We start from the raw sequence: 17,438 nt of genomic DNA, 5'->3' as shown, positions 1-17,438 counted from the left end.
ACAGCGTGCCGCCACACGCTGTTTCCCCAGATTTACTGAATCGATTTTGATAACCCGGCTCACACCGGCTACCGTGGGGCCCGTCACGTTCCTGAGACGCCAGAGCTGCCGTCCTGCGGACCCCCACCACCACCGGGAGCCGGACATGAGCAGCACTCATCCCGTCGTCGCCGAGGTCACCGAGCGCATCGTCGCGCGCAGTGCGCAGACGCGGGCCGCACACCTCGCGCGCAGCGCCGCGGCCCACGAAGAAGGTCCGGTGCGCCGGGGCCTCGCGTGCAGCAACCTCGCGCACGGGTTCGCCGCGATGGAGGGCGTGGACAAGGCGGCGCTGCGCGAGCTGCGGGCGCCCGGCGTGGCGATCGTGTCGTCGTACAACGATCTGCTCTCGGCGCACCAGCCGATGCGCGAGTACCCGGAGTGGCTCAAGAAGTCGGTGCGCGCCGCGGGTGGCGTGGCGCAGTTCGCGGGCGGGGTGCCGGCGATGTGCGACGGGATCACGCAGGGCCGGGCGGGCATGGAGCTGTCGCTGTTCAGCCGCGAGGTGATCGCGATGGCGACGGCGATCGCGCTGTCCCACGACCTGTTCGACGCTTCGCTGCTGCTCGGCGTGTGCGACAAGATCGTGCCCGGCCTGCTGATCGGCGCGCTGTCGTTCGGGCACCTGCCGGCGATCCTCGTGCCGGCCGGGCCGATGAACTCCGGCTTGCCCAACAAGGAAAAGGCCCGCGTGCGCCAGCTCTACGCCGAGGGCCGCGCCACGCGCGAGGACCTGCTCGACGCGGAGGCGGCGTCGTACCACTCGGCGGGCACGTGCACGTTCTACGGCACGGCGAACTCGAACCAGATGGTGGTGGAGGTGATGGGCCTGCACCTGCCGGGTGCGAGCTTCGTGCCGCCGAACACGCCACTGCGCCAAGCGTTGACGGAGGAGGCCGGCCGGCGGGTGGTCGCGCTGTCGCGCGGCGCCGAGTACACGCCGATTTCCCGGGTGCTGGACGAAAAAGCGTTCGTGAACGGCATCGTCGCGCTGCTCGCCACGGGTGGTTCGACCAACCACACCATGCACCTCGTCGCGGTGGCCGCGGCGGCGGGCATCCAGCTGACGTGGGACGACTTCTCGGACCTCTCGGCCGTGGTGCCGCTGCTGGCGCGCGTGTACCCGAACGGCGCTGCGGACATCAACCACTTCCACGCCGCGGGCGGCATCCAGTTCCTGGTCGGCACGCTGCTCGACGCCGGGTTCCTGCACGAGGACGTGCACACCGTCGCCGGGTTCGGGCTGCGCCGCTACACGCAGGAGCCGATCCTGTCCGACGGTGAGCTGGTGTGGCGCGACGTGCCCACCCGCAGCCTCGACGAGGACGTGCTGCGGCCGGTGTGGCGCCCCTTCGCGCCGGACGGCGGGCTGCGCATGGTGGCCGGCAACCTGGGCCGGGCCGTGACGAAGGTTTCGGCGGTGGCGCCGGAACACCGCGTGGTGCAGGCGCCGGCGCGGGTGTTCACGTCGCAGGAGCCGTTCACGGTGGCGTTCGAGGCCGGTGAGCTCGACCGTGACGTCGTGGTTGTGTTGCGGCAGCAGGGTCCGCAGGCCAACGGCATGCCGGAGCTGCACGGCCTCACGCCGGCGCTGGGGGTGTTGATGGACCGCGGTTTCCAGGTCGCGTTGCTCACCGACGGCCGGATGTCCGGCGCGTCGGGCAAGATCCCCGCGGCCATCCAGGTCACGCCGGAAGCCGCCGTGGGCGGGCCGATCGCGCGCCTGGCCGACGGCGACATCGTGCGCTTCGACGCCCGCACCGGCACCCTCGACGTGCTAATCGAGGCCGACGAGTTCGCCCGCCGCGACCTGGTGGACGCGCCGGTCGCCGAGGCGGACGGCACTGGCCGAGAGCTGTTCGCCGCGCTGCGGCGCGCGGTCGGTCCCGCCGACCAGGGCGCCAGCGTGTTCGGCCCGCTCACCGCGGAGCTGGACCTGCTCCGCGCCGCTCCGGGCGAGCGGGGCACACTCGGACTGTCAGTGCACACTTTGGAAACCCAGGAGGTCGGTCAGTGACCACGGGCTCGGACCTGCTCGCCCTGTCCCCCGTCATGCCCGTCGTCGTGATCGACGACGCCGACGACGCCGTACCCACCGCGCGCGCCCTGCTCGCCGGCGGGATCGGCGTGATCGAGCTGACGCTGCGCACGCCGGCCGCGCTCGCCGCCATCGAGCGCGTGGCCTCCGAGGTGCCGGACATCGTCGTCGGCGCGGGCACGGTGACCTCCCCCGCGCAAGCCGCGCAGGCCGCCGACAGGGGCGCGAAGTTCCTCGTGACCCCCGGCTGCACCGACGCCGTGCTCGACGCCTGCTTCGCCACCAACCTCCCGTTCCTGCCCGGCGCCGCCACGGTGTCCGAAGCCATGCGTCTGACGGAACGCGGCCTCACCGCCCTGAAGTTCTTCCCCGCGGAAGCCAGCGGCGGCGTCGCCTTCCTGAAGTCCCTCGGCGGCCCCCTGCCGGCCCTGACCTTCTGCCCGACCGGCGGCATCACGGTGGACTCCGCACCGTCCTACCTGGCCCTGCCCAACGTCGGCTGCATCGGCGGCTCGTGGCTGACGCCCGCGAAGCTGTTGGCGGCCAAGGACTTCGGGACGGTGGAGAAGCTGGCAGCGGAGGCTGCTGCGCTTCGCGGGTGACTTGCTTTCGGCGCTCCTGCCTCGGGTTCGCCGGGGGCAGGAGCGCCATGGCTCACTCGGTGGTGAGGCCCTTGTCGCTTCGGCGGTGGGAGCCGAACTAGTGCACCGGGCCGGCTTCGGAGCGGTTCAGTCGAGGGTGGCGTCGTCGAGGATGGTGGATTCGGCGCCGTATTCGCGGAGCTCGTCGCGGATGACGGTGTAGGCGAGGCCTTGCGGATAGCCCTTGCGCCCCAGGAACCCGAGCAGGCGGCGGATGGCGGTCTGCTCGTCGACGTTTCCGAGTGACCCCAAGCGTTTCCGCACGAGCTCGCGCGCCCGCTGCTCTTCCGCTTCGCGGTCGACCTCGCCGGCGGCCTGCACTGCGATCTCGTCGTCGACGCCCTTGCGCCGCAACTCGGCCACCAGCGCCGTGCGCGAAAGCCCTTGGCCGGCGTGCCGGGCCTTGACCCACATCTCGGCGAACTCGGCGTCGTTGACGAGCCCGGCGCGGTCGAGCTTGCCGAGGAGGGTTTCGATGGTGTCGTCGTCGAAGCCCTTGCGCCGCAACGTCTGCCGCAGCTCGTCGACCGTCCGCGGCCGCGCGGCCAGGAGATCGAAGCAGATCTCCTTGGCCTTCTTCGCCCGCTCCTCCGGCGCCAACTCGGCCGGCTCCACCTTCGGCGCCCTCGCCACTACGCCCGTCCTCCTTCACCACACACCGCCGCCACCTGCCCTCCCGGACAGACAGCACCTCCGCCGCTCAACCGCCTACTCCCGCAAGGCAGCCACCTCACCGAGCCGACGATCCCCCACCGACCAGCCGACTCGGCACACTCACTCCACCAACCCCGCCCTAGCCGTCAGACCGCCGCACATCCCCGGCTATCCGCCCCGACGAGCACACCTCAAACCAACCCCACCGGGAGCCCAACAGCTCGCCCCTGGCGGGAACATGGGGTTCGACCCCACACGACACCGCAGATGATCCAGGCAAGCGCCCTTCGCGAGCACACCCCACCCGAATCAGCCAGTCACCTCACCAACCCAACCCAACCCCGCCGGGGTCCAGGGGGCTCGCCCCTGGCGGGGGTGTGGGGGTTCGACCCCCACAGGACACCTGAGCCGATCCGCCAGGCAAGCGCACTCCGCGAGCACACCTCACCCCACCGACCGACTCAAGCCGATCCGCCAGGCAAGCGCACTCCGCGAGCACACTTCACCCCGCCGACCGACTCGAATCGATCAGCCGGGTGAGCGCGTTCCGCGAACACGACTCACCCCTCCGATCGACTTCAGAAGTCCACAGGCGCCGGCACCGCAGCTTCAGCGACCTCGGCGTCGACCTGGGCGCCGATGCCGAGCTTCTCCTTGATGCGCTTCTCGATCTCGTTGGCGATGTCCGGGTTGTCGCGCAGGAACTTCCGCGCGTTTTCCTTGCCCTGGCCGAGCTGGTCGCCCTCGTAGGTGTACCAAGCGCCGGACTTGCGCAGGATGCCCTGGTCGACGCCCATGTCGATGAGCGAGCCTTCGCGGGAGACGCCGTGGCCGTAGAGGATGTCGAACTCGGCCTGCTTGAAGGGCGGGGCCATCTTGTTCTTCACGACCTTGACGCGGGTGCGGTTGCCGACCGGCTCGCCGCCGTCCTTGAGGGTCTCGATGCGGCGCACGTCGAGCCGGATCGAGGCGTAGAACTTGAGCGCCTTGCCACCGGTCGTGGTCTCCGGCGAGCCGAACATGACGCCGATCTTCTCGCGCAGCTGGTTGATGAAGATCGCCGTGGTGCCGGAGTTGTTCATCGCACCGGTCATCTTGCGCAGCGCCTGGCTCATCAGGCGAGCCTGGAGACCCACGTGCGAGTCACCCATCTCGCCCTCGATCTCGGCGCGCGGCACGAGCGCGGCGACGGAGTCGATGACCAGGATGTCGAGCGCGCCGGAGCGGATCAGCATGTCCGCGATCTCCAGCGCCTGCTCACCGGTGTCGGGCTGCGACACCAGCAGCGCGTCGGTGTCGACGCCGAGCTTCTTGGCGTACTCCGGGTCCAGCGCGTGCTCCGCGTCGATGAACGCCGCGATGCCGCCGGCCTTCTGCGCGTTGGCCACCGCGTGCAGGGCGACCGTGGTCTTACCGGAGGATTCCGGCCCGTAGACCTCGATGACACGGCCTCGCGGCAGCCCGCCGATCCCGAGCGCGACGTCGAGGGCGATCGCGCCGGTGGGGATCACGGCGATGGGCGCGCGGCCCTCTTCGCCGAGGCGCATCACCGAGCCCTTGCCGTACTGCTTGTCGATCTGCGCAAGGGCGAGCTCGAGAGCCTTGTCCTTGTCGGGTGCTGCTGGCATTGGGGTCCACCTCGCTGGTTGGCCTGTGTGGCTTGTTCGGTTGTCCAGATCAAGCTCTGTCCGGTCCGACGCTACGGGGAGGGACCGACAATTCTCGGCGCGGCGACCGATCTGTGGATCGCCGGCCCCCGGTGTGCACAACACTGTAGACGAACAGGTGTTCGAGGGTTGCGGCGACACGCCCGTCCGCTAGGATTTTTCGCTCTTTCGAGCTGCCTCTCCCCCGATCGACCCTGGAAACCGCAGGTCAGCGCCGTTCCGGCGGGATGTCGAAGGCCTCACACACCTCACGCCAGATCTGCTTCGCCGAGATTCCCGCCGCCAGCGCCTGGTCGACGGTCTTGCCGCCGAGCCCGCTGAGCACGTGGTCCTGGGCCAGCACAGCGGCCCGCCCGGGGCCGAACTCGTCCGCCATGAGCCGCCGGAAAACCGTGATACGCATCGGCCGAATGCTAGCTCGCGGGTTTCGCGGCGGCGCGAACGGCCCGTTCGCGCCGCGGCTGCGAACGGAAATCCGTCACTCGCCGGGCTGCACGCTCTGCTCGAAGTAGTCCGCGAGCGTCCCCGGGGTCGGCGCGGCGCCCTGACCTGCGGAATTGACCTGGTAGATGAACCCGACGAGCGGCCGGTCGGACACCGTGAACACGAGCACCGCCGCGTTCTGCCCGGCCGCCGACGAGTAGTGGCCCTCGAGCCCGTTGCCCTTCCACGCGGCCTCGACGCGATCACCGCCCGCGGAGGCGAGCAACCCGTCCGTGTACTGCTTCAGCACCGCAGCCGAGGAGCCCTGCACGTACGTCACCTGCGTGCCCGCGCGACCCGGCGCCGCACACGTCGAAGTGGCGCCGAGGCTCTTCGCGGGCGCGGCCGGGCCGTTGCCCATGCCCGGCCGGCAACCGCCCGTGTCGGCGACCTTCCCGGCGAGCTGGCGCAGGCACCCGGTGAGGCCCTGGGCGTCGGTCTGCCCGGGCGTGCGGCACTGGTCGGCGGTGTAGGTCTGCGCCGACGAGGACGACGTGAGGAACACCGTGAGCCCCGCCGCGACCAGCACGACCACCGCCACCGCGACGCCGATCCACAGCTTCGCCCGGCTCTTCTTCGCCGGCGCGGCCACCGGGGCGGGAGCGGGCGAGTACGTCGGGAAGTTCGACGGCGCCGGCCCGGTCGGGAACGAGGGCTGCGCGTAGCCGGCGGGCGGCTGTTGCTGCCGGGGCGGCGGGTATCCGCCCGGCGGCGCGTACGCCGGCGTACCGGCCGCGACCTGGCCTTCCACGTTCTGCGTCCGCATCGACAGCCCGTCGCGCGCCACGTGCTGCGCGCCGAGCGCCACGGCCGTCTCCGGCTGGTCGAGGCTCGCGGGCACCACGTCGAGCTTCTCCGCGATCATCGACCCGACCAGCGGCAGCCGGCTCGACCCGCCGACCAGGTAGATGCCGGCGAGCCGGTCGGGCGTGAGGCCCGCCGTGCGCAGCGTGCGCGCGAGCAACTCCACGCTGCGCAGCATCGCCGGACGCACCAGGCCTTCGAGCTCGCCGCGGGTGACCAGCACGTCCTTGAACGGCTCCGGCATCGGCACCTCGGTCTGCGGGTGCCGCGACAGCGCCTCCTTGGCCGCCCGCACATCCTCCTGCAACGCGCGCCGCGTGCGCCGGTCGGCGGTGGACTCGGGGCGCAGAAGGCGTTGCCAGCGCTGGGGATCCGAGTGCGAAACCTCGCGCCCGACGTGCACCATCAGCGCCTGGTCCACGTCGAGGCCGCCGAGGTCGGGCAGGCCGTCTTCGGCGAGCACGACGTAGCCGTTCTGCGTCGCGCCGACCACCGCGACGTCGAACGTGCCGGCGCCGAGGTCGTACACCGCGAGCGCCTGGCCGGGCGCGAGGCCCTTGCCGGGGAACGACGCGAAGTGCGCGGCCGCGGCGACGGGTTCGGGCACCAGGACCACGCTCGCGCCGATGCCGGCGAGCCGGGCCGCCGAGAGCAGCACGTTGCGGCGCACCGGTCCCCACTGCGCGGGGTGCGTGAGGCGGACCTCGTCGGGCTGTTCGCCGCCGAGCTGGCGGGTGGTCTCGTCGAGCACGCGGCGCAGGATCGCGGCCAGCGCCTCGTTCACGGGCACGATGTCGGTGCCCAGCAGCAGCGTCTGCTCGTCGATGCGGCGCTTGGGGTTGGGCTCGAACCTCGTGGGGTCCAGGCGCGCGCGGCGTTCGGCGTCGCGGCCGACCATGATCGTGCCGTCCTCGCCGGCGAAGATCGCCGAGGGCATGTTGGCCGACCCGTCCACCTCGACCACCCGCGGCGGCCGGCCGTGCGCGGAAAGCACGGCGACCGTGTTGGACGTCCCCAGGTCCACCGACAGGATCCGCACCGTTTCCCCCTTGCGATAGCTGCGGGCCAGATGTTCCCACGCCGCAGGTCACCGTGCGTGCCGAACCCGGAGAACGGGCCACGTCTTGACGCCACGAGATGACGCAAAGCACCATGGCTGCCACTCTGCGCGACGTGAGGGGGCCGAAAATCGTGAGCGACCTGCCCCGGCAACGCTGGATCCGCGTGATCCCGGTGGCCGCGGTCATGTACATGCTGGCCTACCTCGATCGCACGAACGTGGCGGTGATCCTGCCGTTCATCGGCCACGACCTGCCCCTTTCCGCGAGCGCGCAGGGGTTGGCGAGCGGGATCTTCTTCGTGGGCTACCTCGTGCTGCAGATCCCCGCGGCCGTGCTGGCGGCGAAGTGGAGCGCGCGCAAGACCGTGCTGATCCTGATGGTCGCGTGGTCCGTCGCGGCGGTGCTGTGCGGGCTGGTGCGCAACGAGACGCAGCTGTACGTCGCGCGGTTGCTGCTCGGGGTGTTCGAGGGCGGGGTGTGGCCCGCCGTGCTGATCCTGCTGGCGTCGTGGTTCCCGCAGGCCGAACGCGCGCGGGCGAACGCGTTGTGGATGAGCTGCCTGCCGATCTCGGCGATCATCATGTCGCCGCTGTCCGGGCTGATGCTCGACCACCTGTCGTGGCGCTGGGTTTTCGTGCTGCAGGGCCTGCCGCCGCTCGTGTGGGCCGTCGTGTGGTGGTTCACGGTGGCCGACCGGCCCGCGAAGGCGCGGTGGATCTCGCCCGCCGAACGCGCATACGTCGAGGACACTCTGTCCGCGGAAGAAGCCGCGAAGCCCGCGTACGTGAAGCAGGGTTATTGGCAGGCGCTGAAAAACCCTTCGGTGCTGCTGCTGATCGGCGTCTACTTCTTCTGGATCACCGGCTTCTACGGCTTCTCGTTGTGGCTGCCGACGGTGGTGAAGGAGCTGACGAACGGCTCGGCCACCGCGGTCGGCCTGCTCTCGGCGATCCCGTACGTGTTCGCGCTGGTCGCGATGATCGCGTGCGCGCAGTGGTCCGACCGCACGGGCCGGCGGCGCGCGGCGGTGACCGCGCCGCTGCTCGTGGCGATCGCGGGCCTGCTGCTCGGCAACCTCGTCGACTGGCCGGTGGTGGTGCGGTTCGTGCTGTTGTGCCTGGTCGCCGCGGCGGTGTACATGCCGTACGGGCCGTTCTGGGCGATCCCTGGCCGGGTGCTGGGGATCGAGGTGGTCGCGGTGGCGATGGGCGTGATCAACGCGCTGGGCAACCTCGGCGGGTTCGCCGGCCCGTACCTGGTGGGCTGGCTGACGGACGTGACCGGCACGGCGACCACGGGGTTCGTGGTGCTGGCGGTGTTCCTGGCCGTGGCCGCGGCGCTCGCGCACCTCGGGCTCGCCAAGACGGCCGGCGCGGTTCCCGACCAGGTCGGGGCGGCTCCGCGTTCGCTCTGAGCGGACCGGCGGCGACCGCGCCGGAAACTGTCGGGGGTGCCGCGCATGATGGATGACGTGGCAAAAGACGTCCTCGACCTCTTCTCCCCCGCGACCCGCACGTGGTTCGAGGGGGCGTTCGCCTCGCCGACCGCGGCGCAGGCAGGGGCCTGGCGGGCCGCCCACGCCGGGGAACACGCCCTGGTGGTGGCGCCCACCGGGTCCGGTAAAACGCTGTCCGCGTTCCTGTGGGCACTCGACCGGCTGTCCGTGGAACCGCCGCCGGCCGAGCCGCGCAAGCGCTGCCGGATCCTGTACGTCTCGCCGCTGAAGGCGCTGGCGGTCGACGTGCAGCGCAACCTGCGCGCGCCGCTCGCGGGCATCTCGCAGGCGTCGCGGCGGCTGGGGCTTCCGGTGCCCGACATCGAGGTCGGCATGCGCACCGGCGACACCACGGCGGCCGAGCGCCGGTCGTTCGGCAAGACCCCGCCCGACGTGCTGGTGACCACGCCGGAGTCGCTGTTCCTCATCCTCACGTCGTCGGCACGCGAATCGCTGGCCGGGGTCGAGACGGTGATCGTCGACGAGGTCCACGCCGTGGCGGGCGGCAAGCGGGGCGCGCACCTGGCGGTGTCGCTGGAGCGGCTCGACGCGATGCTGCCGAAGCCCGCGCAGCGGATCGGGTTGTCGGCCACCGTGCGGCCGGTCGACGAGGTGAGCAGCTTCCTGGCCGGCGGGCGGCCGGTCACGGTGGTGCAGCCGAAGCTGGCGAAGACCATCGAGGTCCGCGTCGAGGTGCCGGTGGAGGACATGGCGAACCTCGACGGGCCGGCGCCGTCGCCGATGGAGCGGCTGGAGAACCTCACGTCGTTGTCGCAGCTGCCGTCCGAAGGTGGCATCGGCACGCAGGAAGAAATCGCGGGCGCGGAGGTGAAGCGGCCGTCGATCTGGCCCGCGGTCGAGGAACGCGTGCTGGAGCTGATCCAGGCGCACCGCTCCACCATCGTGTTCGCCAACTCGCGGCGGCTCACCGAACGGCTCACCGCGCGGCTCAACGAGCTGGCGGCGGAGCAGACGGAGCTGGGCGCCGGCGACACGTTCCCGGCCGAGGCGATCGGGCAGTCGGGGCTCACCACGGGCGCGGCGCCCACCATCGCGCGGGCGCACCACGGGTCGATGTCGCGCGAACAGCGCACCCACGTGGAAGAAGAGCTCAAGTCGGGGCGGCTGCCGTGTGTGGTGGCCACGTCGTCGCTGGAGCTGGGCATCGACATGGGCGCGGTCGACCTCGTGGTGCAGATCGAGGCGCCGCCCACGGTCGCGTCGGGGCTGCAGCGGGTCGGACGTGCGGGGCACCAGGTGGGGGCCGTGTCGTCCGGGGTGATGTTCCCGAAGTTCCGCGGCGACCTCGTGTCGTGCGCGGTGGTGGCGGAACGCATGGCGGCGGGCGCGATCGAGGCCGTGCGGTACCCGCGCAACCCGCTCGACGTGCTGGCGCAGCACGTGGTGGCCATGGTGGCGCTCGAAACGTGGACGGTGCCGGAGGTCGCGGCGCTGGTGCGGCGGGCGGCGCCGTTCGCCGCGCTGCCCGACGACGCGCTCCACGCGGTGCTGGACATGCTGGCCGGGCGCTACCCGAGCGAGGAGTTCGGCGAGCTGCGGGCGCGGATCACGTGGGACCGCGTCACCGGTGAGCTGCACGGCCGGCCGGGGTCGCAGCGGCTGGCGGTCACCTCCGGCGGCACGATCCCCGACCGCGGGCTGTTCACGGTGATGACCCCGGGGGCCGACGACAAACCGGGCTCGCGCGTGGGCGAGTTCGACGAGGAGATGGTGTACGAGTCGCGGGTCGGCGACACCATCCTGCTGGGCACGTCGTCGTGGCGGATCACCGACATCACCCACGACCGCGTGATCGTGGTGCCCGCGCCGGGTGAGCCCGCGCGGATGCCGTTCTGGAAGGGCGACGCGGCGGGGCGGCCGCTGGAGCTGGGGCGGGCGCTGGGCGCGTTCGTGCGGGAGCTGTCCACTTCGGACAGCGCGGCGGCGCGCGACCGGGCCGCGGCGGCCGGGCTCGACCAGCGGGCGTGCGACAACCTGTTGGCCTACCTGGAAGAGCAGAAGGCGGCGACGCGGCACGTGCCCAACGACCGCACGATCCTGCTCGAGCGCTACCGCGACGAGCTGGGTGACTGGCGGATCGTGGTGCACTCGCCGTTCGGGGCGCAGGTCAACGCGCCGTGGGCGCTGGCGATCGCCGCGCGGCTGCGGGAAAACCGCGGGGTCGACGCGCAGGTGGCGCACTCCGACGACGGCATCGTGCTGCGCCTGCCCGACGTGCTCGACGCCGAGGGCGGCGAGGTCACCATCGGCGCCGACGACGTGCTGCTGGACCCGGAGGAGGTCGAGCAGCTGATCGTGGCGGAGGTCGGCGGGTCGGCGGTGTTCGCGGCGCGGTTCCGCGAGTGCGCGGCGCGGTCGCTGCTGTTGCCGCGGCGGGATCCGCGGCGGCGCACGCCGTTGTGGCAGCAGCGGCAGCGGGCGTCGCAGCTGCTGTCGGTGGCGTCGAAGTACGAGCGGTTCCCCGTGGTGCTCGAGGCGATGCGCGAGGTGCTGCAGGACGTGTACGACGTGGGCGGGCTGCGGGAGCTGATGGCCGACGTGAGGGCCCGGCGCGTGCGGCTGGTGGAGGTGGAGACGCCGGCGGCGTCGCCGTTCGCGCGGAGCCTGCTGTTCGGGTATGTCGGGATGTTCCTGTACGAGACCGACGCGCCACTGGCCGAGCGGCGGGCGGCGGCGCTGTCGCTGGATTCCGGGCTGCTGGCCGAGCTGCTGGGCACGGAGGCGATCCGCGAGCTGCTGGATCCCGACGCGGTGCGCGAGGTCGAGCGGTCGTTGCAGCGGCTCGAACCCGATCGGCATGCGCGTTCGGCGGAGGACGCGGCTGACCTGTTGCGGTTCCTCGGTGATCTGTCCGTCGCGGAGGCCGGCGAGCGGGGCATCCGGCCGGAGTGGCTCACGGAGCTGGAGGCCGCGCGGCGCGCGATCCGGGTGCGGATCGCGGGTGAGGAACGGTATCTGGCGATCGAGGACGCCGGGCGGGTGCGCGATGCGCTGGGCGTCGCGTTGCCGGTGGGGGTGCCCGAAGCGTTCACGGAACCGGTGGAAGACCCCCTGGGCGATCTGCTCGGGCGCTACGCGCGGATTCGCGCACCGTTCCCGGCTGCGGCGGCGGCCGCGCGGTTCGGGCTGGGGTCGGCCGTGGTCACCGGGGTGCTCGAGCGGATGACCGGGCAGGGCCGGCTGGTGCGCGGTGAGCTGAGCCCGGTCGGGCACCCGGACACCCACGGGGTGGGGCTCGAGTACTGCGACGCGGCGGTGCTGCGGCGGCTGCGGCGGGCGTCGCTCGCGAAGCTGCGCAAGGAAGTCGAGCCGGTGGAGCCCGCGGCGCTGGGCCGGTTCCTGCCGTCGTGGCACGGGATCGGCGCGCGGATGCGGTCGGCGCCGACGGCCGACGACGTGCTGTCGGTGGTCGAGCAGCTGGCGGGCGCGCCGCTGCCGGCCAGTGCCGTCGAGTCGCTGATCCTGCCGAGCCGGCTGCCGGGGTATTCGCCGGCGTTGCTCGACGAACTCACCACCGCGGGCGAGGTCACGTGGGCGGGTTGCGGCGCGCTGTCCGGTGGTGACGGCTGGCTGGCGCTCGCGCCCACGGACGTGGCCGATCTGCTGCTGCCGGAGGTCGAGGAAAACGCGCCGGCGGGCCCGGTGCACGAGGCCTTGCTGTCCACTTTGGAGGGTGGTGCGCTGTTCTTCCGGCAGTTGGTGGACCGCGTTACGCCGCAGCTGGAATCGGCGCCGAACGACAGCGACATCGCGGGGGCGCTGTGGGACCTCGTGTGGGCCGGGCTGGTCACCGGCGACACACTGGCACCGCTGCGCGCGCAGGTCGCGGGCCACGGCGCGCACAAACCACGGCGGCAGGCGCCGCGCGGACGGTACGCGCGGATGCGGGCGGGGCGCCCGGCGATGCCGTCGCGCACAGGCCCGCCCACGGTCGCCGGGCGCTGGGGGCTCACGCCCGTGCGGGAGACAGACCCGACCCGCCGGGCCCACGCGCGCACCGAAGCGTTCCTGGAGCGCCACGGCGTGCTGACCCGCGGCGCGCTCGACACCGAGCGCGTCACCGGCGGGTTTTCCGGGATCTACAAGGTGCTGCGGGGCATGGAAGACGCGGGCCAGGTGGTGCGCGGCTACGTGGTGGAGGGCCTCGGCGCGGCCCAGTTCGCGGCGAAGGGCGCGGTCGACCGGCTGCGCGCCCTGTCCGGCCCGGCCTCCGAGGGCCTGCCGGGTTCGCCGGCCCGCCCGGGCAGCGACCGGGCCGTGGTCCTGGCCGCCGCCGACCCGGCCCAGCCCTACGGCGCCGCCTTGCCCTGGCCCGCCGCCACCGGCGACACGAAACACCGGCCCGCCCGCAAGGCCGGCGCCCTCGCGGTCCTCGTCGACGGCCTCCCCACCCTCTACGTCGAACGCGGCGGCCGCTCCCTCCTCAGCTTCACCGACGAACGCGCCCCCCTCCAGGCCGCCGCCGCGGGCCTCTCCACGGCCGTCCGCGAGGGCTGGCTGGGCCAACTGGCCGTCCAACGCGCCGACGGCGAGCAAGCCCTCACCTCCGAACTCGCCGACATCCTCCGCGAGGCGGGCTTCCGCGCCACCCCGAAGGGACTGCGCTTGCGAGCTTGAGTATCGGGTGACGTGGAGGGCCTGCATTCGGGCGTGCCCGGGGACCGGCGGACGGGCCGCACCGGATGCTCTCCGGCACCGAGACTGCGCGGGGGGCTGGCGACGGACTGCGCCTGAACACCCGGCCGCACGATGCCGACCTGCACCGCCGAACTGGTCCCGAGTACTGCGGGCGCCCAGGTCGAGTTGCGGACGCGGGACGACGATCGAGCGGGCAAGTCGCAGCTCCGGGAGCGGGCGGGGTCGCCGTGTCCGGGGTGGTCATTAGACTGCGTGGCCGGACACTCGGCCGGAAAGGGACGTTCGATCATGGCGATGCGCGGTCTGCGCTACTTCGGGGACCCGGTGCTCAAGACGGTGTGCGATCCGGTGACGACCTTCGACAAGAAGGTCGAAGCGCTGGTCACCGACTTGCTGGACTCGGTGAAGCCCGACGGGCGCGCGGGGCTGGCGGCGCCGCAGATCGGGGTGGGGCTGAGGGTGTTCAGCTACGACGTGGGCGGGTTGACGGGGTACGTGATCAACCCCGAGATCGTCTCCCTGTCGGAGGAGACCCACGAGATCGGCGAGGGCTGTCTGTCGGTGCCGGAGCTGTGGTTTCCGACCGTGCGCGCGAAGCACGCGGTGGTGCGCGGCGTCGACCTCCGCAACGAGCCGATCGAGGTCGAGGGCATCGACGTCCTGGCGCAGTGCCTGCAACACGAAACCGACCACCTCGACGGCAAGCTCTACCTCGACCGGCTGACGCCTGATCGGAAGAAGCAGGCGCTCAAGCAGGCGCGGGACAAGGATTGGTTCTGGAACCGCTGAGCGAACCGGAAAGCGCACTGCAGCAACAGTTTTTGCTGCGGTGAGCGCCGGGATGTGAGCTCCGGTTCGGAGAAGGCGACTTAGCGGCAGCAACGCTTCCCCGAGTCTCACGGCGCCGCGAAGCGACGTCCGGCTCACAGAAGCGCCTTCAGCTGCAACAACGTTCCGGCAGCTACAAGCTCCGGCAACTGAGCTCCGACCCGAAGAAGCGACTCAGCCACGCAACGCGCCCGGACGCCGCACGCCGCCGCGGCGCGAACTTCGGGAACCAGTGTGGCTAGAGCTGCAGCGATGTTCGTGCCGCAGGCGAGCGCGGCAAGCGAACTCCGACACGAACAAGCAGGCTCAGCCGCAGCAGCGCCTTCCAATCGGCGACCGCCGGAGGCGAGCGCCAGCATGCAGAAGCGGCTACAGCTGCAGCGACGTTCGTGCAGCGAGCGGGCGCCCGAAAGCGAACTCCGGTGCAGAGAAGCAGACACAGCCGCAGCAACGCTCTCGCAGAGCGCCGGTTCGGAGAAGCAGGCTCGGCTGCAGCAACGACTCCATCGGCGGCGAGCGCCGCCACGGAGAAGTTGACTCAGCCGCAGTAGCGCCTCCCGAAACCACACAGCGCCGCGACGCGGCTCCGGCTAGGAGAAGCCGCTCCAGCTGCAGCAACGTTCCCCGCAGCGGCAGGCGCCGGAGTTGAGCGGCAAGGAGCGAGCGCCTTTTCGGAGAAGCAGCCTCGGATGCGGCGGCGTTGCCGCAGCTACAAGTGCCGAGCAGCGAGCGCCAGCTCCACAAAGCGGGCGGGGGCTGGCTGGCTGCGGCAACAGTCCCGCAGGAGCGAGCACCGGGTGTGGGCGCCGGTTCCGAGGAGCAGGCTCAGCTGCAGCGACGATCCCGGCAGCGGGGAACACCAGGAAACCAAGCTCCTCACCGGAGAACCGGGCTCAGCCCCAGCGACACCTCCCGACCACGGCAGCGGCCGCGAAGTGGGCCGCACAGGAGAAACAGACTCAGCCGAAAGGCCAAGCCCACTCCCCCACACCCAAAACCCCGGCCAGCAAACCAGAAAAGCTCACCAGCCCCAATCAGGATCTCCCCCACTCATCAATGTTCAACCGCCTTCTGAGCCAACGCCGCAAGAGTCGCGTCGTCGGTGAAGGAGCCGTCCCAGGTGGTGGTGGCGCGGGTGATGAGGCCGCGGGGGTCGAGTTCGAGGGCGGTGACGCCGTGGGGCACGGGGCCGCGGGAGGTCCACTCGTAGCCGCCGCCCTGGGGGCCGCCGAGGGTGTGGCGGATGGTGGTGCCGGGGCCGGTGTAGGGGAGGAGGTCGTGGGCCGCGGTGAGGAAGCGGGTGATCGCGGCGGGGCCGACGAGGTGGAGGTGCGCCGGGAGGTCTTCGAAGACGGCGTCCTCCGCGAAGAGCGGCTGGGTGGACGCGCCGGTGGCCAGGGCGCCGGCGAGGCGGGTGATGGCGCGCTGCATCGCGGGCGCGGCCGTGTCGCCGACGGTGTTCTCCTTGAAATCGGCGGGGAAGGGCTCGCGTTCGCCGCGGACGTAGTCGATGCCGACGTGGCGGCCGTCCCAGTAGTCGACCCAGCGGGTGATCTTGCCGGCCCGCAGGTTGACCACGCCGGTGGCACGGATCTCGCCGGGGGCGAACAGGCCGGGGGTGTTGGAAAAGTAGACAATGGCGCCGCGGTCGTCGCCGACGATGCGGGTGGCGTAGGACTTCCCGTCGGCGGGCCACTTCGGCATGTTCTTCGCGAAGAGGTCGTGCAGTGCCTGCCACGAGGGCCAGATCTCGCCGGTCACCGCGTCGAGGTAGTTCATCTGCGCGCGGTCGATCTGGGCCATCGTCGCTTCGGGCTGTTTGCCCGTCTTGGCCTGGAAGTACGCGCTGAGCACCCGGGACACGCCGGGCGTCGCGTGGGAGGTGTCGATGACCGTGCCGATGCCCGGGACCTGCCGGACGCCGGACGGGTAGGTCCGCGCGCTCGCGGTGCCGGCCGGCAGCACCGTCGCGACCGCCGCCGCGGCCCCGGTCATCGCGACACCCTTGAGCAACGCCCGTCGACCCAGATTGCGCTCGTTCACCACTGCCTCCTCGCGGGCCGACCACGCGGCCACGTAGTTCACTTATCTGCATCGATTTTACTGAAAGTGGACGAGCGCGTCGAGGAACGTTCGGGAAGCCCGGCCGTACGCGGGGGCAGACCGCGGCTCGCCGAGGCGGCTCACCCCACCGGGTCCGGGCCGCGAACGGCCGTATAGTCCAGCAGGTGCCAGCCCGGGAACCCGAAGACGACCGCCAGGGCATCCAGTCGGTCGAGATCGCGATGACGGTCGTGCGCGCCCTCGAGCAGGGGCCGGGTCCGATGAGCCTCAAGCAGGTGGCCGAGGCGAGCGGCATGGCGCCGAGCAAGGTGCACCGCTACCTGGTGAGCCTCTCGCGCGAAGGCCTGGTGGCACAGTCGCCGAACTCCGGGCGCTACGACCTCGGCCCCGCGCTGCGCCGGCTCGGCATGGAAGCGCTGCGGCGCATGGACGAGGTCGAGGTCGTGTCCGAGCACCTGCCCGGCCTGCGCGACCGCACCGGCCACTCCGTGAACCTCGCCGTGTGGGGCGACCACGGCCCGGTGATCGTCGGCTGGCACTACGGCGCCCACGTGCTGCCGATCACCGTACGCGTCGGCGCGATCCTGCCGCTGGTCACCACCTCGGTCGGCCGCGTGTTCCTCGCCCACCTGCCCGAGACGATCACCGCCCCCGTGCTCCGCGGCGACTTCGACCCCGGCGCCACGCCCGAAGTCCCCTCGCCGGCCCAGGTCACCCGCATCATCCGCGACGTCCGCCGCGCCGGCGCCGCCGTGACCACCAACGCCATGATCCCCGGCATCACCACGATCGCCGCCCCCGTGTTCTCCGAGGCCACGCCGCTGCCGCTGGCCGTCGCGCTCGCCATGCCGGTCGGGCACGCGAGCGAGGACCAGATCGCGCGCGCGACGGAAGAACTGTTGCGCACCACCACCGCCGCGTCCGCGGAACTCGGCGGACGCGGCCCCTCCGCGGACTGACCGGGCGCCTAAGACCGCCGCACACCCACTCGCGCAGACCCGCAGG

The 17,438-nt window shown here is 71.9% G+C and carries 11 protein-coding genes; 6 read left to right on the top strand and 5 right to left on the bottom strand.

What is annotated here, in order from left to right; genetic code table 11:
* The first annotated feature begins 145 nt into the window (after nt 1-145).
* Both edd and eda read left to right on the top strand, forming a co-directional pair.
* Nucleotides 146-2,056 (top strand): phosphogluconate dehydratase, encoded by a 1,911-nt coding sequence (gene edd, locus VSH64_RS00940; RefSeq protein ID WP_326569653.1) that lies wholly within the window; start codon nt 146-148, stop codon nt 2,054-2,056.
* On the top strand, nt 2,053-2,679 hold the full coding sequence (eda, locus tag VSH64_RS00935; protein WP_326569652.1) for a bifunctional 4-hydroxy-2-oxoglutarate aldolase/2-dehydro-3-deoxy-phosphogluconate aldolase: 627 nt from the start codon (nt 2,053-2,055) through the stop codon (nt 2,677-2,679). The genes edd and eda overlap by 4 nt, the downstream gene beginning before the upstream one ends.
* 126 nt (nt 2,680-2,805) lie before the next feature.
* Here eda and VSH64_RS00930 read toward each other — a convergent pair whose 3' ends face one another.
* The 4 genes from VSH64_RS00930 to VSH64_RS00915 form a co-directional block, all read right to left on the bottom strand.
* Nucleotides 2,806-3,333, bottom strand: a complete 528-nt coding sequence (locus tag VSH64_RS00930; protein ID WP_326837865.1) for a regulatory protein RecX — start codon at nt 3,331-3,333, stop codon at nt 2,806-2,808.
* A 617-nt stretch (nt 3,334-3,950) separates the two neighbouring features.
* Entirely contained in the window at nt 3,951-5,000 is a 1,050-nt protein-coding gene (gene recA / locus VSH64_RS00925) for a recombinase RecA (protein WP_326569651.1), read from the bottom strand.
* Nucleotides 5,001-5,247: 247 nt separating this feature from the next.
* Nucleotides 5,248-5,442: a DUF3046 domain-containing protein gene (locus VSH64_RS00920; RefSeq protein WP_326569650.1), complete on the bottom strand. Its 195-nt coding sequence runs from the start codon at nt 5,440-5,442 to the stop codon at nt 5,248-5,250.
* A 75-nt stretch (nt 5,443-5,517) separates the two neighbouring features.
* Nucleotides 5,518-7,365, bottom strand: a complete 1,848-nt coding sequence (locus VSH64_RS00915; protein ID WP_326569649.1) for an Hsp70 family protein — start codon at nt 7,363-7,365, stop codon at nt 5,518-5,520.
* Between the two features lie 134 nt (nt 7,366-7,499).
* Between VSH64_RS00915 and VSH64_RS00910 the strand changes: the two genes are divergently transcribed.
* From VSH64_RS00910 to def, 3 genes are all read left to right on the top strand, one after another.
* A complete protein-coding gene (locus VSH64_RS00910; RefSeq protein ID WP_326569648.1) occupies nt 7,500-8,801 on the top strand; it encodes an MFS transporter in 1,302 nt (433 codons plus the stop codon).
* Between the two features lie 45 nt (nt 8,802-8,846).
* Entirely contained in the window at nt 8,847-13,520 is a 4,674-nt protein-coding gene (locus VSH64_RS00905; protein ID WP_456062090.1) for an ATP-dependent helicase, read from the top strand.
* Nucleotides 13,521-13,829: 309 nt separating this feature from the next.
* Nucleotides 13,830-14,330, top strand: coding sequence for a peptide deformylase (def, locus tag VSH64_RS00900; protein WP_326569647.1), 501 nt, complete (start codon nt 13,830-13,832; stop codon nt 14,328-14,330).
* A gap of 1,092 nt (nt 14,331-15,422) precedes the next feature.
* On the opposite strand, the gene VSH64_RS00895 is transcribed toward def, so the two are convergent.
* Nucleotides 15,423-16,412, bottom strand: a complete 990-nt coding sequence (locus tag VSH64_RS00895; protein WP_326569646.1) for a nuclear transport factor 2-like protein — start codon at nt 16,410-16,412, stop codon at nt 15,423-15,425.
* Nucleotides 16,413-16,597: 185 nt separating this feature from the next.
* Between VSH64_RS00895 and VSH64_RS00890 the strand changes: the two genes are divergently transcribed.
* Nucleotides 16,598-17,392 (top strand): IclR family transcriptional regulator, encoded by a 795-nt coding sequence (locus VSH64_RS00890; RefSeq protein WP_326569645.1) that lies wholly within the window; start codon nt 16,598-16,600, stop codon nt 17,390-17,392.
* Nucleotides 17,393-17,438 lie beyond the last annotated feature (46 nt).

Source organism: Amycolatopsis rhabdoformis (genome assembly GCF_035918295.1).
GTDB lineage: Bacteria > Actinomycetota > Actinomycetes > Mycobacteriales > Pseudonocardiaceae > Amycolatopsis > Amycolatopsis rhabdoformis.
The sequence above is the reverse complement of the archived record's forward strand: the minus strand, read 5'-3'. Positions and strand labels throughout refer to the sequence as shown.